The 20,550-nt window shown below is 68.0% G+C and carries 18 protein-coding genes; 12 read left to right on the top strand and 6 right to left on the bottom strand.

Annotation, left to right across the window (positions count from 1 at the left end):
- Positions 1 to 89 precede the first annotated feature (89 nt).
- A complete protein-coding gene (locus CSC65_RS11425; RefSeq protein WP_162410701.1) occupies positions 90 to 1,157 on the bottom strand; it encodes a cytochrome-c peroxidase in 1,068 nt (355 codons plus the stop codon).
- A gap of 124 nt (positions 1,158 to 1,281) precedes the next feature.
- On the opposite strand from CSC65_RS11425, the gene CSC65_RS11420 reads away from it, so the two are divergent.
- Positions 1,282 to 1,974, top strand: coding sequence for a helix-turn-helix transcriptional regulator (locus CSC65_RS11420; protein WP_162410700.1), 693 nt, complete (start codon positions 1,282 to 1,284; stop codon positions 1,972 to 1,974).
- A 197-nt stretch (positions 1,975 to 2,171) separates the two neighbouring features.
- On the opposite strand, the gene CSC65_RS11415 is transcribed toward CSC65_RS11420, so the two are convergent.
- Positions 2,172 to 2,615 (bottom strand): hypothetical protein, encoded by a 444-nt coding sequence (locus CSC65_RS11415; RefSeq protein WP_162410699.1) that lies wholly within the window; start codon positions 2,613 to 2,615, stop codon positions 2,172 to 2,174.
- Positions 2,616 to 2,693: 78 nt separating this feature from the next.
- Between CSC65_RS11415 and CSC65_RS11410 the strand changes: the two genes are divergently transcribed.
- The 6 genes from CSC65_RS11410 to CSC65_RS11385 all read left to right on the top strand — a co-directional run bounded on the left by CSC65_RS11410 (position 2,694) and on the right by CSC65_RS11385 (position 8,344).
- The gene (locus CSC65_RS11410) at positions 2,694 to 3,347 is read left to right on the top strand and encodes a glutathione S-transferase family protein (RefSeq protein ID WP_162410698.1); all 654 of its coding nucleotides are present in this window, start codon (positions 2,694 to 2,696) and stop codon (positions 3,345 to 3,347) included.
- 5 nt (positions 3,348 to 3,352) lie between these two features.
- Positions 3,353 to 3,757, top strand: a complete 405-nt coding sequence (locus tag CSC65_RS11405; RefSeq protein WP_162410697.1) for a GFA family protein — start codon at positions 3,353 to 3,355, stop codon at positions 3,755 to 3,757.
- Between the two features lie 191 nt (positions 3,758 to 3,948).
- Positions 3,949 to 5,070 (top strand): patatin-like phospholipase family protein, encoded by a 1,122-nt coding sequence (locus CSC65_RS11400; RefSeq protein ID WP_274379411.1) that lies wholly within the window; start codon positions 3,949 to 3,951, stop codon positions 5,068 to 5,070.
- Positions 5,057 to 6,121, top strand: coding sequence for a cyclic GMP-AMP synthase DncV-like nucleotidyltransferase (locus CSC65_RS11395; RefSeq protein ID WP_162410695.1), 1,065 nt, complete (start codon positions 5,057 to 5,059; stop codon positions 6,119 to 6,121). The genes CSC65_RS11400 and CSC65_RS11395 overlap by 14 nt, the downstream gene beginning before the upstream one ends.
- Positions 6,121 to 7,887: a ThiF family adenylyltransferase gene (locus CSC65_RS11390; RefSeq protein WP_162410694.1), complete on the top strand. Its 1,767-nt coding sequence runs from the start codon at positions 6,121 to 6,123 to the stop codon at positions 7,885 to 7,887. The genes CSC65_RS11395 and CSC65_RS11390 overlap by 1 nt, the downstream gene beginning before the upstream one ends.
- Positions 7,862 to 8,344: a M67 family metallopeptidase gene (locus tag CSC65_RS11385; RefSeq protein WP_162410693.1), complete on the top strand. Its 483-nt coding sequence runs from the start codon at positions 7,862 to 7,864 to the stop codon at positions 8,342 to 8,344. Before CSC65_RS11390 ends, CSC65_RS11385 begins: the two co-directional genes overlap by 26 nt.
- 164 nt (positions 8,345 to 8,508) lie before the next feature.
- On the opposite strand, the gene mutS is transcribed toward CSC65_RS11385, so the two are convergent.
- A complete protein-coding gene (mutS, locus tag CSC65_RS11380) occupies positions 8,509 to 11,136 on the bottom strand; it encodes a DNA mismatch repair protein MutS (protein ID WP_162410692.1) in 2,628 nt (875 codons plus the stop codon).
- A 179-nt stretch (positions 11,137 to 11,315) separates the two neighbouring features.
- On the opposite strand from mutS, the gene CSC65_RS11375 reads away from it, so the two are divergent.
- The 5 genes from CSC65_RS11375 to ubiB all read left to right on the top strand — a co-directional run bounded on the left by CSC65_RS11375 (position 11,316) and on the right by ubiB (position 19,010).
- Entirely contained in the window at positions 11,316 to 12,524 is a 1,209-nt protein-coding gene (locus CSC65_RS11375) for a dipeptidase (RefSeq protein ID WP_162410691.1), read from the top strand.
- Positions 12,525 to 12,586: 62 nt separating this feature from the next.
- The gene (locus CSC65_RS11370) at positions 12,587 to 13,606 is read left to right on the top strand and encodes a cation diffusion facilitator family transporter (protein WP_162410690.1); all 1,020 of its coding nucleotides are present in this window, start codon (positions 12,587 to 12,589) and stop codon (positions 13,604 to 13,606) included.
- Between the two features lie 208 nt (positions 13,607 to 13,814).
- A complete protein-coding gene (locus CSC65_RS11365; RefSeq protein WP_162410689.1) occupies positions 13,815 to 16,361 on the top strand; it encodes a TonB-dependent receptor in 2,547 nt (848 codons plus the stop codon).
- Between the two features lie 428 nt (positions 16,362 to 16,789).
- Positions 16,790 to 17,287, top strand: coding sequence for a CinA family protein (locus CSC65_RS11360; RefSeq protein ID WP_162410688.1), 498 nt, complete (start codon positions 16,790 to 16,792; stop codon positions 17,285 to 17,287).
- A 40-nt stretch (positions 17,288 to 17,327) separates the two neighbouring features.
- Positions 17,328 to 19,010, top strand: a complete 1,683-nt coding sequence (gene ubiB / locus CSC65_RS11355; RefSeq protein WP_162410687.1) for a 2-polyprenylphenol 6-hydroxylase — start codon at positions 17,328 to 17,330, stop codon at positions 19,008 to 19,010.
- A 2-nt stretch (positions 19,011 to 19,012) separates the two neighbouring features.
- On the opposite strand, the gene CSC65_RS11350 is transcribed toward ubiB, so the two are convergent.
- From CSC65_RS11350 to CSC65_RS11340, 3 genes are all read right to left on the bottom strand, one after another.
- The gene (locus CSC65_RS11350) at positions 19,013 to 19,225 is read right to left on the bottom strand and encodes a helix-turn-helix domain-containing protein (protein ID WP_162410686.1); all 213 of its coding nucleotides are present in this window, start codon (positions 19,223 to 19,225) and stop codon (positions 19,013 to 19,015) included.
- Positions 19,225 to 19,788 carry a hypothetical protein gene (locus CSC65_RS11345; RefSeq protein WP_162410685.1) on the bottom strand — a complete coding sequence of 188 codons (564 nt, stop codon included), beginning with the start codon at positions 19,786 to 19,788 and terminating at the stop codon, positions 19,225 to 19,227. The genes CSC65_RS11350 and CSC65_RS11345 overlap by 1 nt, the downstream gene beginning before the upstream one ends.
- 208 nt (positions 19,789 to 19,996) lie before the next feature.
- Positions 19,997 to 20,533, bottom strand: a complete 537-nt coding sequence (locus CSC65_RS11340; RefSeq protein WP_162410684.1) for a hypothetical protein — start codon at positions 20,531 to 20,533, stop codon at positions 19,997 to 19,999.
- Positions 20,534 to 20,550 lie beyond the last annotated feature (17 nt).

The raw sequence follows: 20,550 nt of genomic DNA, 5'->3' as shown, positions 1-20,550 counted from the left end.
ACGGTCCCGAAACCGTAAAGGCATCGTGCCGGGGCAACGCGCGACCGGACCCTGCCGGCCGCGCGTGGGGCGCACTGGGGACCGCTGGCTCACTCCGGCCGCGGCGTGCTGGAGGTGCTTGCCGGCAGCACCGGGTTGGCGACCTGCGGCTGGCGTCCGCTGAGGGTGCCGAGGAAGCGGGTGATCGCCTCCACTTCGCTCGCGTCCAGTTCGTGGCCGAGCTGGCTGCTGCCCATGATCGCCACCGCCTGGCGCAGGTCCCACACCTGGCCGCTGTGGAAGTAGGGCGCGGTCAGTGCCACGTTGCGCAGCGGCGCGGCGCGGAACACGTACTCGTCCGAGGCGGTCTGGGTCACCGCGAAGCGGCCCTTGTCGCCGGCCGGCAGCACCTGCGCGCCGGGCCGTTCGACCACGCCGAACGGGTAGTAGGCCTGGCCGCCGATGTTGGCGCCGGAGTGGCAGGCGCTGCAGCCCTTGTCGACGAACAGCGACAGGCCGCGCAGCTCGGTCGCATCGAGGCTGTCGGCACCGGCGAGGAACCGGTCGAAACGCGAATCGGGCGTGACCAGGGTGGTCTCGAACGCTTCCAGCGCGCGGGCCATGTTCTCGAAGTTCACCGGCTCGCGTTCGCCCGGGAACGCGCGGGTGAACGCATCCACGTAGCCCGGGATGCTGCGCAGCGTGGCCTCGACCCGCGCGGGCGTGTTGTTCATCTCCACGCTGGCCTGCACCGGTCCCTTCGCCTGTTCCTTCAGGTCGGCGGCGCGCCCGTCCCAGAACTGGGCGACGTTGAGCACCGCGTTGAGCACCGTGGGCGAGTTGCGCGGGCCCTTCTGCCAGCCGTGGCCGATCGAGGTGGGCACGTTGTCGGCGCCACCGGTGGCGACGTTGTGGCAGGTGTTGCAGCTGATCACGTGGCTGCGCGACAGGCGCGGCTCGAACCACAGCGACTTGCCCAGCTCCACCTGTGCGGCGGTGATCGCCTGTCCGCGCACGGTTTCGATTGTTGCCGGGACCGGCGCGAAAAGCGCGTTGGCCGTCTCGCGCAGCACCGTCGCATCCGCCTCGGGCGTGGCGGGCTTGGCGGGGGTGGCGGCCTGCAGCGTGGCGCAGGAAAGGGCGAGGGCGGCGGCGAGGGCGTGGGAGCGATGGCGCATCGTGGGGGTCTCCGGTGGTTCGTCACGACCACTTATCGCCTGTGTCCCCGCCTGCCGCATTGACTGCGATCAACCTGCGCCCGCGGCTATGCTGGATGCCCGTCGTGCCAGGCCCGCCTTCCGGATGACCACCCGCGCCACGCGCCTGTTGCGCATGCTCGACGAACTGCGCCAGCGCCGCGGCCCGGTACGCGGCGCGCAACTGGCCACGCGCCTGGGCGTGAGCCTGCGCACGGTCTATCGCGACATCGACGCGTTGCGCGCGCAGGGCGCGGTGATCGACGGCGATCCCGGCGTCGGCTACCGGCTGCGGCCCGGCTTCGTGTTGCCGCCGATGATGTTCCAGGCCGAGGAGCTGGAGGCGCTGGTACTGGGGATGCGCTGGGTCGCCTCGCACGCGGACCCGGAGCTGGCCGCGTCGGCCGGCCGCGCGCTGGACCGGATCACCGGCGTGTTGCCGGAGCGGCTGCGCCTGCAGGTCGAGACCAGCGGCCTGTTCGCGCCGGACTGGAGCCCGGTGCCGCCGGAGCCGTGGCTGCCGGTGCTGCGCCGGGCGATCCGCGACGGCAACGCGGTGCGGATGCGCTACCGCGACAGCGAGGGACGCGACAGCGAGCGGGTGGTGTGGCCGTTCGCGATGGCCTTCCTCGCCGACATGCGCCTGCTCGCCGCCTGGTGCGAGTCGCGCGCCGATTTCCGCCATTTCCGCGCCGACCGGGTGCTGGCGCTGGAGGACACCGGCCGCCGCTATCCGGAACCGCGCCACCGGCTGATCCGGCGCTGGGAGGAGCAGCGGCTGCGCCGGCATCGCGGCTGACGCCGGCCGGGTGCGGACGGTCGCCGCCGTTGGCGGGGACCGATGCGCCGGTATCCACTCGACCACCGTTCGGCGCCGGGGCGTGCGCAGGTTCCACGCGCGCGTACGTGGAACTGCCCGCGCCTGCGTGATTTCGATACGACCGCGCATGGAAAACAGGGAAGCGCCAGTATTTTCCATGCGCACGCGCATCGAAATCAGTGGCGCGCCAGTATTTTCCATACGGCGATGCATGGAAAACACTCGCGCGCCAGTTCCAGATACTCGCGCGCCAGTTCGAAACACTCACGCGCCGGTTCCAGATACTCGCGCGCCAGTTCGAAACACTCACGCGCCGGTTCCAGATACTCGTGCGCCAGTTCGAAACACTCGCGCGCCGGTTCCAGATACTCGCGCGCCAGTTCGAAACACTCACGCGCCGGTTCCAGGCACTCGCGCGCCAGTTCCAGACACTCACGCACCGGTTCCAGGCACTCGCGCGCCAGTTCCAGACACTCACGCGCCGGTTCCAGGCATTCGCGCGCCAGTTCGAAACACTGACGCGCCAGTTCCAGCCACCCGGGCTCCGGGTTCCAGTTACTCGCCCACCGCCCTCGCCGGAATGCCGGACGGCCCCCACGGACCTCCTCCAGTGCCGGCATGCCGCCCATCCGCTGCTGACATCCCCTGTCAGCAGGGACGGCGCACACTGCCGGATACCTTTCAGTGACGGAGCCGCCATGAGCAGGACGCTGACCTTCTACACCCACCCCATGTCCCGCGCCCGCATCGCGCGCTGGATGCTGGAGGAGACCGGCCTGCCGTACGAGGAAGTCGTGCTCGACTTCGGCACCTCGATGAAGTCGCCGGAGTACCTGGCGGTCAATCCGATGGGCAAGGTGCCGGCGCTGCGCCACGGCGACACCGTGGTCACCGAGAACGCGGCGGTGTGCGCCTACCTGGCCGAGCTGGTGCCGGAGAAGGGCCTGGCGCCGCCGGCCGGCTCGCCGGAGCGCGGCGATTACTACCGCTGGCTGTTCTTCCTGGCCGGCCCGGTCGAGGCGATGTTCACCGCCAAGCATGCCGGTGCGTTTGCCGCGCCGATGAGCGCCGGCTACGGCAGCGAGGCCGACGTGCTACGCGTGCTCGAGCAGGCCGTGGCCGGCCGCGAACACCTGGTTGGCGACCGCTTCACCGCCGCCGACCTGTTCATGGCCGCGTTCCTCAACTACTACATGATGATCGGCATGCTGGAGAAGCGGCCGGGCTTCGTGGACTACGCCGGCCGCCACGCGCAGCGCCCGGCCGCGATCGCCGCCAACGCGCGCGACAACGCGCTGGTGCCTGCGCACCCGCATCCGGCGCAGGCCACCGCCATCACCGAAGTGGAGTGAGCGACATGGAAAAGACCTACCACGGCAGCTGCCATTGCGGCGCGGTCCGTTACCGGGCCACCCTTGACCTCGCCGCTGGCACCGGCAAGTGCAACTGCACCTACTGCAGCAAGATCCGCAACTGGAGCACCACGGCGAAGGACTTCGAGCTGCTGCAGGGCGAGGACGCGCTCGGCGACTACGGCAAGGACTGGGGCGAGGGCAACATCCACCACCGCTTCTGCAGCCGCTGCGGGATCAACCTCTACGGGCACGGCTTCATCGCCGAAGCCGGCGGCGCGTTCGTCTCGGTGCAGGTCAACACGCTGGACGATGCCAGCATCGACGAGCTGGTGTCCGGCCCGGTCCATTACGCGGACGGCCGCAACGACAACTGGATGAACCCGCCGGCGGACACGCGCGCGATGTGAGCGCGTGATCGGGCCATGGAGGGCCCGTCCGGATGGATTCCCATGTCCGCTGTCGACCCGGAGCAGCCATCCCGCCATAAGTCGGTGAAGGCTCTAGCTGGCGGTCTTCAGCGAGTCGGTCAACCTGAACCCCTTGAAAACGTGCGCTGAGTCCCATATCTGGTGGTCACAAGCCCAGCGAAGGTGCACATATGGGGACTGCGGAGCCATTTCGAGTTCTGTGTCTGGACGGCGGCGGGATGCGCGGCGTCTACCAGGCGACGTACCTCGACACGTTCGCACAGCGGCTTCGCGTCTCAGGTGCCGGGGAGATCGATCCGGGCCGGGCATTCGACCTGCTGGTGGGGACCAGTACTGGCGGGATTGTCGCCTGCGCCCTGGCGGCGGGCATTCCGCTCGGCAAGGTGCTGGCGTTGTACCAAGTGCATGGCCGGGAGATTTTCCCGCGGCAGCGGCTGCGGGCAGTGCCGAAGCTGGGCAAATACGTCCGGGGCTTGTTCTCCGGCCTTGCCGCCGGTGACCGGGCTTTGCGTGCCGTGCTTACCGACGCCTTCGGCACCGAGACCATGGGGCAGGTCTACGCGCGGCGCGGCATTGGCTTGGCCATCACCACGGTGGATTTGAACCGCCATGCCTCCGTGGTGTTCAAGACCCCGCACATGGACCGTCTCAACGGGCGCGACAACGAGCGGCTATTGGTGGACGCCTGCATGGCGACCAGCGCTGCCCCCATCCTGCGATCGATCGCACGCCTGACCGAACCCGGTGGCGGCGAGGCCACCGTCGACTACGTGGACGGCGGTTTGTGGGCGAACAACCCGGGCGCGGTGGGCATGATCGAAGCGCATGAGATCCTGCAGCGGCGCGGCGAGGCCGATCGCCCGATCCACTTGTACATGCTCGGCACGCTTCCCGTACAAGGCGGCGAAGAACTAAAGACCGCGAAGAAACTGCACCGCGGGGCGCTGGGCTGGGACAGCGGCCTGAAGGCCATTGCCGCGAGCATCAACGCACAGGCGGTTGCATACGGCTACCTCGCACAGAAGATCGCGGAGCTGCGGGGGCACGGCAGCTTCGCCTACCGGCTGCCGGCGCAGTGCCCGTCCGGCGAGCTCCACAGGTATCTGGAAAACATGGACGACGCGCGTCCCAAGGTACTCAACGCGCTCGCCCGGCAAGCCATCTCCGACGTCGATTTTGCCTGGGCGAGGACCGAATCTGACGATCGGATGGGCGCGTTCCGCACTGCACTGGCAGGCGCATCCGATCCCAGTCGCCAACAGCCCGAGGCCCAAGCCAATGACCACCATTGACAGCAACAAAGAGATGAAGGGGTATCACGCGGACGAGGTGAACCTCTCGAACGACGACCAAACGGAGATGCGCAACCGCCGCGACAACGGACGGACGCGAATCAAGAACGGGTTGTCGAAGGGCGGCCATCCATTGCCCAAGGAGTTCAGCTCACAGGGCTCCTATGCGATGCGCACCATGGTCCAGGATGATGCCTGCGACTACGACATCGACGATGGCGTGTACTTCGACAAGGAAGATCTGAAGGACGCCAATGGCGACTACCTCGGCGCGCGCGACGCCCGCACCAGGGTTAGTAACGCGCTGAAGGACGACCGGCTGGCTTACGACGCGGTGGTGAAGACCAATTGCGTGCGCCAGCAGTACCCGGAGGGGTATCACATCGACATCCCCGTCTATCGCACGATCCGCTCGAAGGACTTCTGGGGCAACGAAATCGTCCAGTACGAACTGGCTAGCGGCGATGACTGGGTCAAGTCCGATGCGCGCAAGGTGAGTCGCTGGTACAACGACGCCGTCGGCTCCGAGCTGACGGCGGGGCAGTCCGATAGCAGCCAACTGCGGCGTATCACCAAGCTGACCAAGAAGATGGCTCGAAGCCGCGTTTCTTGGAAGAAGAAGACCGCCAGCGGTATCTGCGTCTCGAAACTGGTCGTGGATCACTTCGTGGCGTGCCCCGGCCGGGACGATGACGCCCTGCGCGATACTTGGAAGGCGATCAAGGCACAACTGGTTTTCAGCCAGCGCATCGGCCACCCGGTGTATGCGGACAAGAACCTCGCGGAGGAAGGCGACGAGTGTGTGGTCTTCTTCCGCGATCGCTTGGGCGACGCGCTGGAGGCGCTGAAGGTCCTTGACGAGTACGACTGCACGCGCAAGAAGGCGGGCGACGCCTGGGACAAAGTGTTCAACACGGACTATTTCAGCGTCCAGATCGCCAAGGGTGCCGATGGTGCCAGGTCCCTGCTCCAGCCTGCCGCCGCCACTGCTGCCAGCCTTACCTTCCCCAGCGGCCCAGTTGTGCCGAACAAGTCCTCAGGCTTCGCCTGATGAAATGGGCCATCGACGATCCCGCGCGCTTTCTGCGCGAGCGCGCGGAACTGGATCGTCTTGAAGCCGAGGCCGGCTGGCTGAGCACGGCCTGGCGCATCGCCGAGAACGGCTCGATCACGGTCGATCTCGACATGACCATCCATGGTCGCGTCTTTGCGGGGCGAATGACGTATCCGGACACATTCCCAGACTCGCCGCCCTACATCTGCCCACGGGACACGTCTGAGCGCTGGTCCGGCCACCAGTACGGCGACGGTGGCCCACTGTGCTTGCAATGGCGGGCAGACAACTGGCATCCCGACGTGACCGGCGCGGACATGGTGCGCAGTACATACGAATTGCTGAGCACCGAACAGCATCCCGAGCTTCCGAATGCGGTGCCGTCGGCGCACCGCCTGACGACAGGGCAGGACATGCGGGGCGCGGGCCGGCGCTTCGTCGCGACCGCCGAGCTGCTGCCCATATTGGCGGCACTTCCGCTGCCTTCCAGAGTCCGTCTCACATCGGCGACCGTGTACAACGCGGACGCAGTCGTCATGTTCGTGACAAAGGTTGCCGACACACAAGACGTGATGCGAGACGTGGCCGATGTTCCGGAAGGCATCGCCACATCGCTTCCGCTGTTCTCACTCTCCGGCGATGGGTTGATGTTCCGCAGCGATGCCTTCGACCAGCGACAAACCATCGAGTCCGCCGAGACATTGGTACGAGTGCTGACAGAGGCCGGGTTCGCTACGGATGGCGTTCTGGTGCAGGAGGCGGGCAAGTACAGGGCCAGAACCATCGTGCTACTGGGCACGGCGCTACCGTCGCTGCGGGTGTTCCTGATCAACTCGGGCGAACAACCCGAGTTGTTGGAGCACAGGATCGTGTGGCCGTCGCTTTCCGATTTCAGGTTGTCGGAGGAGGCGCAGCAACTGGCCAAGGTCCGTGTCGGCATCGTCGGGCTCGGCTCAATGGGCAGCAAAATTGCTGTTTCATTGGCTCGATCCGGTGTCCGGCGCTTCCTGATGGTGGACGATGACTACCTAACGCCTGGCAATATGGTGCGCCACGAGCTGTCCTGGGCCTATATGGGTACGCACAAGGCAAGGGCCGTGCGCGACGCGCTGTCATTGACCGCGGCTGGGGTAAGGGTGGATACGAGGACCACCCGCCTTGCCGGTCAGGAGTCGGCGCTGACTGCGGCAGCCGCGCTCAAGGATCTGTCCAATTGCGACCTGCTGGTCGATGCCACGGCCAATCCGGAAGTATTCCTTCTGCTGGCGGCGCTTGCGAAGCGGCAGAGAACGCCGCTGTGCTGGGGCGAGATATTCGCCGGAGGTTACGGCGGGATGATCGCGCGGGCACGCCCCGGACGCGATCCGAACCCGTTGGCGGTCCGCGACGCCTACCACACCTATCTGGCGACGCTTCCCGACGCGCCTTTCAAGAACGTGGCCGGCTACGACGGGACTGAGGAACAACCGCTGATCGCGTACGACAGCGCCGTAGGCTTCGTGGCGACCGCGCTGACCCGGCTGGTCATCGATACGGCGTTGTCTCGGGATCCGAGCGAGTTTCCCTACTCGCTGTACTTGTTGGGCATGCGCCGCGAATGGATCTTCGAGGCGCCGTTTGACACGCGCCCGATCGCCGTGCAGGGCCATGGTTGGGAGCGTGATGGGGATGCGGTGAACGAAAAGGCCAGGATTGCCGTCGTGGAGGAGCTGCTGAAGATGCACGCAGGAGGGAGGGATGCTGACGCTGATTCTGCCGCCTGAGCAGAACGACTTGTTGTTGGTGGCGCTCAGAAGGGCCGGACGACGCGAGGTCGGTGGAATTCTGATGGGCGAGCATGTCGGACCGAACCTCTTCATCGTCCGGGAGATGACCGTGCATCGCCGCGGTGCATTCGCCTCGTTCGTGCGAAGGGTTGAGGACGCCATCGGAAGTCTTCGTTTGTTCTTCCGGAAGACCGGACATGACTACGCCCGGTTCAACTATCTTGGCGAATGGCATTCGCATCCATCATTTGCGCCATACCCAAGCGGGACAGATGACCTGTCCATGCTGCAGATCGTCCAGGACGAAAAAGTCGGCGCGAACTTCGCAGTGCTGCTGATTGCCAAGCTCGGACTAGAGGGAGAGCTGATTGCAACCATCCACACCTACCTCCCTGACGGCACACGCATGCGGTCGAATATCAGGCATCAGAATGGCGTTGAACTAGCGGCCTAGCGTCCGCTTCTGGCCGGAAGCGGACGTTCCAGCGGAGCCAGCCTTGAGGTCCACTTCCAGCTGAAGTGGACACACGGCCTGCAGGGAGATCCGTCGGTCAGGGCCAATGCGGATCGTCGGAGCGGCTAGTAAGCGCTATGCCCTGCGGCCTCCGCAGGGACCATCTACAGCAGCGACTTGAGCCGGTACAGCGCTTCCAGTGCCTGCTTGGGCGTCAGCTCGTCCGGGTCCAGCGCGGCGAGGGCTTCCTGCGCGGCGGAAGGGGCGGCGGCGAACAGGCCGATCTGCTGCGGCGCATCCAGCGCCTGCGGCGCCATTTCCGAGGCATGCGATTCGCGCCCGCGCTGCTCGAGTTCGGCGAGGCGACGACGCGCCTGCTGCAGGGTCGTCTTCGGCAGGCCGGCCAGCGCGGCCACCTGCAGGCCGAAGCTGCGGTCGGCTGCGCCGTCCTTGACCGCGTGCATGAACACCAGCGTCTCCTCGCCTTTCTTGTCGCGATGCTCGACCGCGTCCAGGTGCACGTTGGCGATGCCGCTGTCGGGCGTGGCCAGCGCGGTCAGTTCGAAGTAGTGCGTGGCGAACAGCGTCCAGCAGCGGTTGACCGCCGCCAGGTGGCGGGCGACCGCGTCGGCCAGGGCCAGGCCGTCGTAGGTCGAGGTGCCGCGGCCGATCTCGTCCATCAGCACCAGCGACTGCGACGTGGCGTGGTGGAGGATGTAGCTGGTCTCGGCCATCTCGACCATGAAGGTCGACTGGCCGCGGGCGAGGTCGTCGCCGGCACCTATACGGGTGAGGATGCGGTCGATCGGGCCGATCTGCGCGCGTGAGGCCGGCACGAAGCTGCCGATGTGCGCCAGCAAAACGATCAGCGCGTTCTGGCGCATGTAGGTGCTCTTGCCGCCCATGTTCGGGCCGGTGATCACCAGCATCCGCCGCGGCGGCATGTCGGGATTGTCATCGGCCTCGGCGTGCAGGACCAGGTCGTTGGGTTCGAACGGCTCCTCGCGCACCGCCTCGACCACCGGATGGCGGCCGCGCTCGATGCGCAGGCAGGGGGCGTCAACCAGTTCCGGGCGCGACCAGTCCAGCGCCTGCGCGCGTTCGGCGAAGCCGGCCAGCACGTCCAGTTCGCTGAGCGCGGCGGCGCAGCGCTTGAGCGGTTCGAGCACGCCGTTGAGCGCATCGAGCAGCGCTTCGTAGAGGAACTTCTCGCGCGAAAGCGAACGGTCGCGCGCCGACAGCACCTTGTCCTCGAACGCCTTCAGTTCCTCGGTGATGTAGCGCTCGGCGCCGGTCAGGGTCTGGCGGCGGGTGTAGTGCACCGGCGCCTTGTCGGCCTGGCCCTTGCTGATCTCGATGTAGTAGCCGTGCACGCGGTTGTAGCCGACCTTGAGCGTGGCGATGCCACTGCTCTCGCGCTCGCGCGCCTCCAGGTCGACCAGGAACTGGTCGGCGTGGGTGGACAGCCGGCGCAGCTCGTCGAGCTCGGCGTCGTGGCCTTCGGCAATCACGCCGCCGTCGGCCAGCTTGAGCGGCGGTTGCGGGTTCACCGCGCTGGCGAGCAGCTGCGCGGTGGCGTCGTGCTGGCCCATCTCCGCGGCCAGGGCCTGCAGGCGCGGCGAATCCAGCGGGGCCAGCTGCGCGCGCAGCTCCGGCAGCATCGCCAGGCCGCCGCGCAGGGTGGACAGGTCGCGCGGCCGCGCCGAGCGCAGGGCCACGCGGGTGAGGATGCGTTCGAGGTCGCCCAGGCCGCGGAAGGCGTCGCGCAGTCCGCTGTCGCCGCCGCTGCCGGCCAGGGTGGCCACCGCATGGTGGCGCCCGCCCAGCACGGCGCGATCGCGCAGCGGCCGGTGCAGCCAGCGCCGCAGCAGGCGCCCGCCCATCGGGGTGATGGTCGAGTCGAGCACGCCCAGCAGCGTGTGCCGGGTATCGCCATCCACGCGGGTGTCCAGTTCCAGGTGGCGACGCGTGGCCGCGTTCATCGCGATCGCGTCGGCCGAGGTCTCCAAAGCAATAGAGGTCAGGTGCGGCAGCTGCTGCTTCTGGGTCTCCTCGACGTAGCCGAGCAGGGCGCCGGCGGCGGCCACCGCCAGCGGCTTGTCCTCGATGCCGAAGCCGGTGAGGTCGTGCAGGCCGAAGAAGCGCAGCAGCTGGCGGCGGCCGCTGTCGGGATCGAACAGCCACGGCGGGCGGCGACGCAAGGCGCCGGCGCTCATCGGCGGCAGGCCTTCCTCGTCGGGCACCAGCAGCTCGGCCGGTTCCAGCCGCGCCAGTTCGGCGAGCAGCTGGTCGTCGTTTTCGACCTGGTTGACCAGGAAGCGGCCGCCGGCCAGGTCGGCCCAGGCCAGGCCATAGCCCGAACGCCCGCGCGACACGGCCATCAGCAGGGTATCGCGGCGCTCGTCGAGCAAGGCCTCGTCGGTCACCGTGCCCGGAGTAACAATGCGCACCACCTTGCGCTCGACAAGGCCCTTGGCCAGCGCCGGATCGCCGATCTGTTCGCAGATCGCCACCGATTCGCCCAGCGCGACCAGCCGCGCCAGGTAGCCCTCGTAGGCATGCACCGGCACGCCGGCCATCGGGATCGGCGCGCCGCCGGAACTGCCGCGCTGGGTCAGGGTGATGTCGAGCAGGCGCGCGGCCTTGCGCGCGTCGTCGTAGAACAGCTCGTAGAAGTCGCCCATGCGGAAGAACAGCAGCAGGTCCGGATAGTCGGACTTGGCCGCGAAGAACTGCTTCATCAGCGGCGTGTGTTCGGGGGCTGCTGCGGACGTGTCGACGGGCTTGGCCATTGCTGCGGCGGTGGGGCAGGGCCGCCGATTGTAATGGCCTGCGCGCGCCGGCGGCCTGGCGGCGGCGCGGTGGAGGTCCGTGGCAGTGGTGCGCGCAGGCCCGATCCGTGGCGTCCGGCAGGGTCGTGCCGCCGCCGGTCGCGTTAGGATCGGGCTTTCCGATCCATGCAGGAGTCCACATGCCCATCCGTCGTTCCGCTTGCCTGCTGCTGCTCGCCGCCGGCCACGCTTTCGCTGCCGGCGCCGCCACCGACCCGCACCAGCTGGCCCGCGAGGCCGTCATCGTCGACACCCACATCGATGCGCCCGGCGAACTGATGGATGGCTGGAGGGACCTGGGCGAGCTCACGCCCGATCGCGAGTTCGACTACCCGCGCGCGCGCGAAGGCGGGCTGGACGTGGCCTTCATGTCGATCTACACCTCCCCCGGGGAGGACCGCGCCGGCACCGCGCGCGGCATCGCGCACAAGCAGATCGACGCGGTCGAGGCGATGGTCGGCCGGCATCCGGACCGTTTCGCCCTGCTGGACTCGCCCGGCGACGTCGACCGCCTGCGCGCCGACGGCCACGTGCTGCTGGCGCTGGGCATGGAGAACGGCGCGCCCCTGGGCGACGACCTGGCCGAGCTGGCCCGCTTCCATGCGCGCGGCGTGCGCTACATCACCCTGGCCCACAGCGAGAGCAACCGGATCAGTGATTCGTCCTACGGCCTCCAGCGCCAGTGGCAGGGGCTGAGCCCGTTCGGCCGGAAGGTGGTCGCCGAGATGAACCGGCTCGGGATCATGGTCGACGTGTCGCACCTGTCCGACGATGCGGTGCGCCAGGCGGTCGAGCTGAGCACGGTGCCGGTGATCGCCAGCCATTCGGGCTTCCGCCATTTCACCCCGGGCTTCGAGCGCAACCTCAGCGACGAGCTGGCCAAGGCGATCGCGGCCCGCGGCGGCGTGGTCCAGGTCACCTTCGGCAGCGCCTTCGTCAATCCGCAGATGGCCGCCGATACCCAGGCCTATTTCCAGGCCGACGCCGAGCTGGACAAGCGCAATGCCGCCGCGCGTGCCGCCGGCCGGCCGGAAGAAGACGAGGCCGCGTTCAACAAGGAGTGGAAGCGCACGCACCCCCCGCGTCCGACCGCGATCGAGGCGGTGGTCGACCACATCGACCACGGGGTCAAGCTGGTCGGCATCGACCACATCGGCCTGGGCTCGGACTTCGATGGCGTGTCGGGCAACCTGCCCGAGGGCCTGCGCACCGTCGCCGATTACCCCAACCTCATCGCCGCCCTGCAGGCGCGCGGCTATTCGGACGCGGACCTGAAGAAGATCCTGGGCGGCAACCTGCTGCGCGTGTGGTCGGCGGTCGAGGCAGGGAGCGCGCGGTCGAAGGATTGAGCGCGGGTCGCGGCGCGGGGATGTAATAGTTTCCAGGCAGGCCCGACCGGATAGTGCAAGGCATGGACCACGACCACGATCACGATCACCACGATGGTGCCGACCGCCATCCCGGCGACTCGCGCGAGCGCGCGCATGGACATGCGCACGGCCACGCCGGCCACCACCACGGGCCAGGCGGCCACACCCACGTGCCCTCGGAGATCCGCTTCGAACGGCCGTTGTGGTGGGCGCTCGGGCTTACCGCGACCGTGCTGGTGGCCGAGGTGGTCGGCGCCTGGCTGACCAACAGCCTGGCACTGCTCTCCGATGCCGCGCACATGGCCACCGATACCCTGGCCCTGGCGATCGCCCTGGTCGCGGTACGGCTGGCGCGCAGGCCGCCGGACGCGAAGCGGACCTACGGCTATGTCCGCTTCGAGGCGCTGGGCGCGCTGGCCAATGGTTCGATGCTGTTCGTGCTGGCCGGCTACATCCTGTGGGAAGCCTGGCACCGGTTCCGCGCCCCCATGCCGGTCGCGAGCGCGGGCATGCTGGTGGTGGCGTTGCTCGGCCTGGCCTGCAATCTCGTCTCGATGCGCCTGCTGCAGGCGGGCAGCGGGCAGAGCCTCAACGTCAAGGGCGCCTACCTGGAGGTCTGGAGCGACATGCTCGGCTCCCTGGCCGTGATCGTGGCGGCGCTGGTGATCCGCTTCACCGGCTGGCTGTGGGTCGACCCCTTGCTGGCGGTCATGATCGGCCTGTGGGTGCTGCCGCGGACCTGGGTGCTGGTGCGCGAGGCACTGAACGTGCTGATGGAAGGCGTACCCCCGGGAGTGGACCTCGCCGCCGTGCGCGCGGACCTGGAAGCGCATGCGCAGGTGACGGGCATGCACGACCTGCACGTGTGGGCGCTTGCATCGCGCACCCCGGCGATGACCGCGCACGTGGTCCTCGCCGAAGGCGCGGAAGGGGCAGCCGTCCGCCGCGAGCTGGAGCAGATGCTCGAGCAGCGCCACCGGATCGTGCACGTGACCCTGCAGATGGAAGCCGCGGGCGAGGATCACTGCGGCGGCACCAACTGTGACCGCAGTCACGCCTGAGTGAACTCGGCAATGCCGTGAGCCAAGGCCTCCATTCTTAATCGGCCTTCTGCGTATCGCCGCACCGCAAAATGCGCTATTTGTGAAGCGGGTTTAACGTCCGGGTGTGGATACCGGTCCGAATGGTCCGGTTCCGCCGCCTGACGAGCGCACCGGCGTTACCGCAGAAAGAGAACATCCGCCATCAAATTACCCTGGGGAGGGAACCATGGCCTGCGCAACCTTTAAGCACACTGGACTGGCGATCGCCGTGGTCGCCGCGTTGACGGCCATTCCTGCCGCACGCGGCCAGTCGGCCGCCGCCACGCCGGCGCCGACGGCCGAAGAGCCGGTCACGCTCTCGACCATGACCGTGACGGCGCAGAAGCGCGAACAGGCACTGCAGGAAGTGCCGATCACGGTGAACGTGCTCAGCGAACAGCTGCTGCAGGACACCGGCGTGCGCGACATCAAGGACATGCAGGTGCTGGTGCCGGGCCTGACCGTGACCAGCACGCAGAGCGCGGCGCAGACCGTGGCCCGCATCCGCGGCATCGGCACGGTGGGCGACAACGCCGGCCTGGAATCGTCGGTGGGCATCGTCGTCGACGGCGTCTACCGCGCGCGCAACAGCGTCGGCTTCACCGACCTGGGCGAGCTGGAGCGGATCGAAGTGCTGAAGGGCCCGCAGGGCACCGTCTTCGGCAAGAACACATCGGCGGGCGTGATCAACGTCATCACCCGCCGCCCGAGCTACACGCAGAGTGCCGAAGGCGAGGTGACCCTCGGCAACTACGGCGCGCTCGGCCTGGCCGGCGCGTACAACGATGCGCTCGGCGAGAAGACCGCGCTGCGGATCTACGCGGCCCAGCGCACGCGCGACGGCGTCGACGACGTGCGCATCGCCAACGGCCCGCGCACCCGGACCGACGACGGCGACCAGAACATGCACACCCTGCGCGGCCAGCTGCTGTGGGAGCCGTCGGACAATGTCGAGGTCGTGTTCGCCGCCGACTACACCAGCCGCGAGGAGAACTGCTGCGTCACCGTCACCACCGTGCGTGGTCCGACCGCGGCCATCCTCAATGCGCTCACCCCCGGTGGCGAGGCGGTGATCCCGGTCGCCGACCCGGACCGTCGCCTGGCCTACAGCAACCGCAGCACCGAGCAGGACATCAAGGACAAGGGCATCCAGGCCGAGGTGAACTGGACCACGCCGTGGGCCAATGAAGCGGTGCTGACCTCCATCACCGCCTCGCGCGAGTGGCAGGCGATCAACGGGCTCGACTTCGACTACAGCGCCGCCGACGTGCTGTACCGCGCGCCGGACGAGGACGAGTCGCTGACCAGGTTCAAGACCTTCAGCCAGGAATTCCGCCTGACCGGCTCGAGCGACAGCATCGACTGGATGGTCGGCCTGTTCTATTCGAACGAGGACCTGGACCGCAACGAGACCTACCGTTACGGCCGCGCCTACGAGCCGTACCTGTCGACCGCGCTGATCGGCCAGATCAACCCGGCGCTGGCCTTGCGCCCGGATGCGCCGCTGTTCCTGTCGCAGGCGACCGGCCGTCCGTTCGGCACGCTGTTCCCGGGCCTGGCCACGCTCGACACCTACAAGCAGAACGCCGAAAGCACCGCGATCTTCACCAACAACACCTGGCACGCCACCGACGCGTTCGACGTCACCGTCGGCCTGCGCTACACCAACGAAAAGAAGACGCTGGAGTCCAACTACACCAACCCCAACGGCAGCCTGGCCTGCGCCTCGTACTTCCTGCCCAACGGCCAGGTCAACCCGGCGGCGCTGCAGCGCATCGGCGCGGCGCTGGTGTCGCGCGGCATCCCGGCCGCCGCGGTGCCGACCATCGCGCCGCAGGTGATCGGCTTCACCTGCCTGCCGTGGGCGAACGTGGCCCACAACGGCCGCGCCACCGACCAGGAGCGTTCGGAGAAGGAGTGGTCCGGCACCTTGAAGCTGGCCTACAGCTTCAGCGATGACGTGATGGCCTACGGTTCGTACGCGCGCGGCTACAAGGCGGGCGGCTTCAACCTCGACCGCGTGCAGTCCTCCAACGGCCTGTCCAGCGGCACCCAGGGCATCCTGCCGGTGGACGACACCTCGTTCCCGGGCGAGTTCGTCGACAGCTTCGAGCTGGGCACCAAGACCACCTGGGCCGGCGGCAACCTGCTGTTGAACGCGGCGTTGTTCTACCAGGAGTACACCGACTTCCAGCTCAACAGCTTCCTGGGCACCAGCTTCGTGGTCCGCTCGATCCCGAAGGTGACCTCGCAGGGCCTGGATGCGGAAATGCTCTGGAACACCGGCATCGACGGCCTGTCGATGCAGGCGGGCCTGGTCTACGCCGATACCCAGTACGGCGACGACGTGCTGCCCGATGCCGGCCTGGTGCTGCTGCCGGGCAGCCAGATGAGCTTCGCGCCGAAGTGGTCGGGCAATGCCAACGTCACCTACGAATGGGACATGGGCTCTCGCCTGGTCGGCCGCTTCAACATCGGCGCCAAGTACATGTCCGAGTACAACACCGGTTCGGACCTGGATCCGGAGAAGCTGCAGGACGCCTACACCCTGGTCAATGCGCGCATCGGCCTCGGCGACGTGAACCAGCGCTGGACGCTGGAGCTGTGGGGCCAGAACCTCACCGACGAGACCTACAAGCAGGTGGGCATCGACGCGCCGATCCAGACCGGTTCGTGGAACGCCTTCCTGGGTTCGCCGCGGCTGTACGGTGTGACCCTGCGCGTTCGCTACTGATCGCGCGGGCAAGGGATGGGCAGGGAGGGGCCGCCTTGGCGGCCCCTCTTTTTTGTCCGGGGCGCCTTGGCGCTCCTTTATTTGCCCCGGCCGTCCTGGCGGCCCCTTTCTCTTGCCCGGGGCGCTTCGGCGCTCCGTGTTCTTTGCGGGTCAGCGAGCGCAGGGCCGGGCAGGTGGCTGGTGCACCGGTGCGAATGCCCCTGGAGGCGAATGTCCCCCGGCGACGGCCTGCGGCCATCGCCTCCTCCTTGATTTCGCCTCCAGGGGCATTCGCACCGGTGAGCGGAGGTGTGCGGCGGTTACAGGGCGAAAGCTGTCGTGGCTGGGGGCGTGCGCGGGTGGCACAGGGGCGGTTGCCAGCGGCCTGCGGGCAGACAGGGGGGAGCGTTTGGGCTAAAACGTCCGCATCCCCCCAAGCGCCTCCCCACATGCCGATTCCTTCCGATGCGCAGCTGCGCGAACAGGCCGATGCCCTCGGCAAGCGGTTGCGTGCCGTCCGCGAACACCTGGTCACGGCCGAAAGCTGCACCGGCGGCTGGATCGCCAAGAGCCTGACCGACATCGCCGGCTCCTCGGACTGGTTCGACTGCGGGATGGTGGTCTACAGCTACGAGGCCAAGCAGGGCCTGCTCGGCGTGCGTCCGCAGACGCTGGAGGAACACGGCGCGGTCAGCCGCGAGACGGCGATCGAGATGGTCTCCGGTGCGCTGGTCCATTCCGGCGCCAGCGTGGCCGTGGCGGTCACCGGCATCGCCGGTCCGGGCGGCGGCAGCGAGGACAAGCCGGTGGGCACGGTGTGGATCGCCTGGAAGCGACGCGGCGGTTATGCGCGCGCGCAGGTGTTCCATTTCGAGGGTGACCGCGAAGCGGTCCGGCGGCAGACGGTGGGCCAGGCGCTGGCCGGGATCGCGGAGCTGTTGCCGTGAGCCGCGCGGGCCGTCTCGCCCGGTCGCGGAGTACGCACTGATGTGGGAGACCCTCGGCACCGTCCGCGACCTGGGCAGGCTGCAGCAGATCGCATCGGTCCTGGTCGGTTACGGCTTCGGCGACATGGTCCGGCGCATCGGCCTGGCCGGCGCGCTGGAACGCGCCGGGCGCCTGCTGCACTGGCAGGATCCGCAGGCGATGGCGCACATGGCCCCACCCGAGCGCGTGCGCCGCGCGCTGGAGGACCTGGGCCCGACCTTCGTCAAGCTCGGCCAGGTGCTGGCCACGCGCGTGGACCTGTTCCCGCCGGAGTGGATCGGCGAACTGGGCAAGCTGCAGAACGCGGTGCCGCCGCTGCCGTTCGAGCGGGTGCGCGCGCAGCTGGTCGAAGACCTGGGGGCGGAACCGGAAGCGGTGTTCGCGCAGCTCGATGAAACGCCGCTGGCCGCCGCCTCGCTCGCGCAGACCCATCGCGCCTGGCTGGTCGATGGCACCGCCGTCGTCCTGAAGATCCGGCGGCCCGGCATCCGCGACACCGTGGAAGCGGACCTGCGCCTGCTGGCGCGACTGGCCGAGATCGTCGAGGCGCAGGCGCCGGACCTGCAGCGCTACCGCCCGCGCGAAGTGGTGCAGCAGTTCGCGCAGTCGCTGCGCCGCGAGCTGGATTTCGCCGCCGAATGCCGCAACGCCGAGCGCATCGCGGCCAATTTCGCCGGCCATGAGGAGATCGTGGTGCCGCGCGTGCACTGGCAGTGGACCAGCGAGCGGCTCAACGTGCAGGACTTCGTCGCCGGCATTCCCGGCCCGGACCTGGCCGCGGTCGACGCATCGGGAATGGATCGTAAGCACCTGGCCCAGGTCGGCGCCGGCATCGTGCTGAAGATGGTGCTGGAGGACGGTTTCTTCCACGCCGACCCGCACCCGGGGAACATCTTCTACCTGTCCGGCGAGCGTATCGGGGTGATCGACTTCGGCATGGTCGGGCGCGTGTCCGAGCAGAGACGCTTCCAGATCGTGCAGCTGCTGCACGGCCTGGTCGAGCGCGAGGCGCAGGCGGTGACCGACGTGCTGCTGGAGTGGGGCGAGGGCGCGGGCGAGGCCGACGAGACGCGCCTGCAGGCCGACATCGGCGCCTTCGTCGACCAGTACCGCGGGGTGCCGCTGAAGGACCTGCGGATGGGCGCGATGCTGCTGGACGTGACCACGATCCTGCGCGACCACGGCCTGAGCCTGCCGCCGGACCTGGCGCTGATGATCAAGGCATTCCTGACCCTGGAGGGCTTCGGTCGCCAGCTGGACCCGGACTTCGACATGGCCGGCGCCGCGCGTCCGTACGTGGAGAAGGTGATGCTGGCGCGCTGGTCGCCGCGCGCGCTGCTGCGCCGCGGACGCCGTGGCGCGATCGACGCGCTGGAGCTGGCCGGCGACCTGCCGCGCGAACTGCGCCGGCTGCTGCGCGCCGCGCGACGCGGGCGCCTGAACATGCAGATCGAGGTGACCTCGCTGAAAGCCTTCGGCGAGCAGGTCGATCGCGCCGCCAACCGGCTGACGATGGGCGTGGTCACCGCCGCGCTGGTGATCGGCTCGTCGATCGTGATGAACAGCGCCGGCGGCGGCGTCCCCAGCCGCTGGCTGCTCGGGCTGGGCGTGGCCGGCTTCATCGGCGCCGCGCTGACCGGGTTGTGGATCCTGCTGTCGATCTGGCGCAGCGGGCGGCGCTGAGCTCAGTCGCCGTCCGGACGATATTCGAGCAGGTCGCCAGGCTGGCACTCAAGCGCCTTGCAGATCGCCTCCAGCGTGCCGAAGCGCACGCCCTTGACGTGCCCCTGCTTGAGCAGCGAGAGGTTGGTCTCGCTGATGCCGATCGCGTCGGCCAGGTCTTTCGACTTCATCTTGCGCCGCGCCAGCATCACGTCGAGGTTGACGATGATCGGCATCAGACGAAGCTCTCGCTTTCGGTCTTCGGGATCAACGCCTGTTGGATGATGCGTTGAAGCAGGGTGAGTCCGATCAGTCCGAGGATCCCGAAATACAGGGGGCCGGCGCTGAAATCGAGATCGACGAAGTTCCTGAACTCGAGGGTCGAGGTCTTTGAAAGCCAGCAGTCGGTCAGCACTTGTGCAGTGAACGACAGCGCGATCGACATCGCCAAGCATGGCCAGCGCAGGTTACCCAGGGAACGCGCGGTGCGTTCGCCAAGGGGTGAGGCGCTGGAAAGGTGGGTGCCCAGGCGGCGGACGAATTCCAAAGATGCCGCCGCGACGGCGGTCTTGATCATGCCGAGCAGGTTGAGCGATGCGAATTCGCCCCGTAGGTAGGCGTGCCTCATGAACTCCACGGGCTGCATGCCTGTTACCGGCTCCTGAATCCAATAGAGAACCCAGGGGACCCGCACCAGCGAGTAGACGAGCGCGATCTGGCCGAGGATGGCAAGGATCGAAACGATCCGTCCGCATTTGCGGATGTACTGCTCGTTGATGATGTAAGTCCTGGTGTCCATAGGCTCGCTGGTGATTGGAAAGGGTGCCCCGGTTCGTCAGGGGGCTGGCTTCATCCGGTGCAGATGCGTCGGTGCAAATCGAATTGCGCGCGCCGGGGCAGGCCGGCAGAGAGAGGCAGGTCTGGGTTGATGTCGATGGCGTCGGTCCGCGCCCTTGCCGTCGCCAGCTGCGGCCTCCAGCAGTGCATCGGGGTACACCAGGTTGGCATCAGACGAAGGCCTCGTTCTCACAGGCAACCGCCACGGCGCGCGCGATCAACAGCGCGATGCACCAGGCCGTGACGATCGCCACGATGGTGGGCAGCAATCCGTTCGTGTTGATGTTCAGCGAGGTCTCGACTTCGTATCGGTTCCAGGCAAGCAGGAGCAAAGCGGAGGCCGCGGCCTGGAACAGCGCCCAGGCAGCCAGGGCCCAAGTGAGATGGCGGAAGGCGGCGCCGGTCGCGGGAGAGATCACTGGGTGCGCGCACAGACGCCAGCCCAGTTCCGCAACTGCGAACCAGGGCAGAAGGCTTCCGAGCGTCCCCACCGCGAGCGCGGCGATTGCGATCGTGCGTGCGGCGGGGTGGCCGGCGAGCCCGACATAGTCGTTGGAGAGGAGGCCGACCTCGAGTACGGGGGGCCGGAGGTCCCCGGCTGCGATGAAAAAGATCGAAGAGGCCACATCGAACACGGAACCGAGCAGGCCAGCGAGTGCCAGGCACGTCAGGATGAGTCCGAAACCGAGGTGCGACGACCGAGTCATTCATTCATCTCGTTGAA

This window comes from Pseudoxanthomonas daejeonensis, assembly GCF_010093205.1.
GTDB classification, from domain to species: Bacteria; Pseudomonadota; Gammaproteobacteria; order Xanthomonadales; family Xanthomonadaceae; genus Pseudoxanthomonas; species Pseudoxanthomonas daejeonensis.
The sequence above is the reverse complement of the archived record's forward strand: the minus strand, read 5'-3'. Positions and strand labels throughout refer to the sequence as shown.

What these genes read in the sequence shown, in the direction of transcription:
- CSC65_RS11425 (WP_162410701.1), bottom strand. Translation starts at nt 1,157, where the DNA reads ATGCGCCATCGCTCCCACGCCCTCGCCGCCGCCCTCGCCCTTTCCTGC.
- CSC65_RS11420 (WP_162410700.1), top strand. Translation starts at nt 1,282, where the DNA reads ATGACCACCCGCGCCACGCGCCTGTTGCGCATGCTCGACGAACTGCGC.
- CSC65_RS11415 (WP_162410699.1), bottom strand. Translation starts at nt 2,615, where the DNA reads ATGCCGGCACTGGAGGAGGTCCGTGGGGGCCGTCCGGCATTCCGGCGA.
- CSC65_RS11410 (WP_162410698.1), top strand. Translation starts at nt 2,694, where the DNA reads ATGAGCAGGACGCTGACCTTCTACACCCACCCCATGTCCCGCGCCCGC.
- CSC65_RS11405 (WP_162410697.1), top strand. Translation starts at nt 3,353, where the DNA reads ATGGAAAAGACCTACCACGGCAGCTGCCATTGCGGCGCGGTCCGTTAC.
- CSC65_RS11400 (WP_274379411.1), top strand. Translation starts at nt 3,949, where the DNA reads ATGGGGACTGCGGAGCCATTTCGAGTTCTGTGTCTGGACGGCGGCGGG.
- CSC65_RS11395 (WP_162410695.1), top strand. Translation starts at nt 5,057, where the DNA reads ATGACCACCATTGACAGCAACAAAGAGATGAAGGGGTATCACGCGGAC.
- CSC65_RS11390 (WP_162410694.1), top strand. Translation starts at nt 6,121, where the DNA reads ATGAAATGGGCCATCGACGATCCCGCGCGCTTTCTGCGCGAGCGCGCG.
- CSC65_RS11385 (WP_162410693.1), top strand. Translation starts at nt 7,862, where the DNA reads ATGCTGACGCTGATTCTGCCGCCTGAGCAGAACGACTTGTTGTTGGTG.
- mutS (WP_162410692.1), bottom strand. Translation starts at nt 11,136, where the DNA reads ATGGCCAAGCCCGTCGACACGTCCGCAGCAGCCCCCGAACACACGCCG.
- CSC65_RS11375 (WP_162410691.1), top strand. Translation starts at nt 11,316, where the DNA reads ATGCCCATCCGTCGTTCCGCTTGCCTGCTGCTGCTCGCCGCCGGCCAC.
- CSC65_RS11370 (WP_162410690.1), top strand. Translation starts at nt 12,587, where the DNA reads ATGGACCACGACCACGATCACGATCACCACGATGGTGCCGACCGCCAT.
- CSC65_RS11365 (WP_162410689.1), top strand. Translation starts at nt 13,815, where the DNA reads ATGGCCTGCGCAACCTTTAAGCACACTGGACTGGCGATCGCCGTGGTC.
- CSC65_RS11360 (WP_162410688.1), top strand. Translation starts at nt 16,790, where the DNA reads ATGCCGATTCCTTCCGATGCGCAGCTGCGCGAACAGGCCGATGCCCTC.
- ubiB (WP_162410687.1), top strand. Translation starts at nt 17,328, where the DNA reads ATGTGGGAGACCCTCGGCACCGTCCGCGACCTGGGCAGGCTGCAGCAG.
- CSC65_RS11350 (WP_162410686.1), bottom strand. Translation starts at nt 19,225, where the DNA reads ATGCCGATCATCGTCAACCTCGACGTGATGCTGGCGCGGCGCAAGATG.
- CSC65_RS11345 (WP_162410685.1), bottom strand. Translation starts at nt 19,788, where the DNA reads ATGGACACCAGGACTTACATCATCAACGAGCAGTACATCCGCAAATGC.
- CSC65_RS11340 (WP_162410684.1), bottom strand. Translation starts at nt 20,533, where the DNA reads ATGACTCGGTCGTCGCACCTCGGTTTCGGACTCATCCTGACGTGCCTG.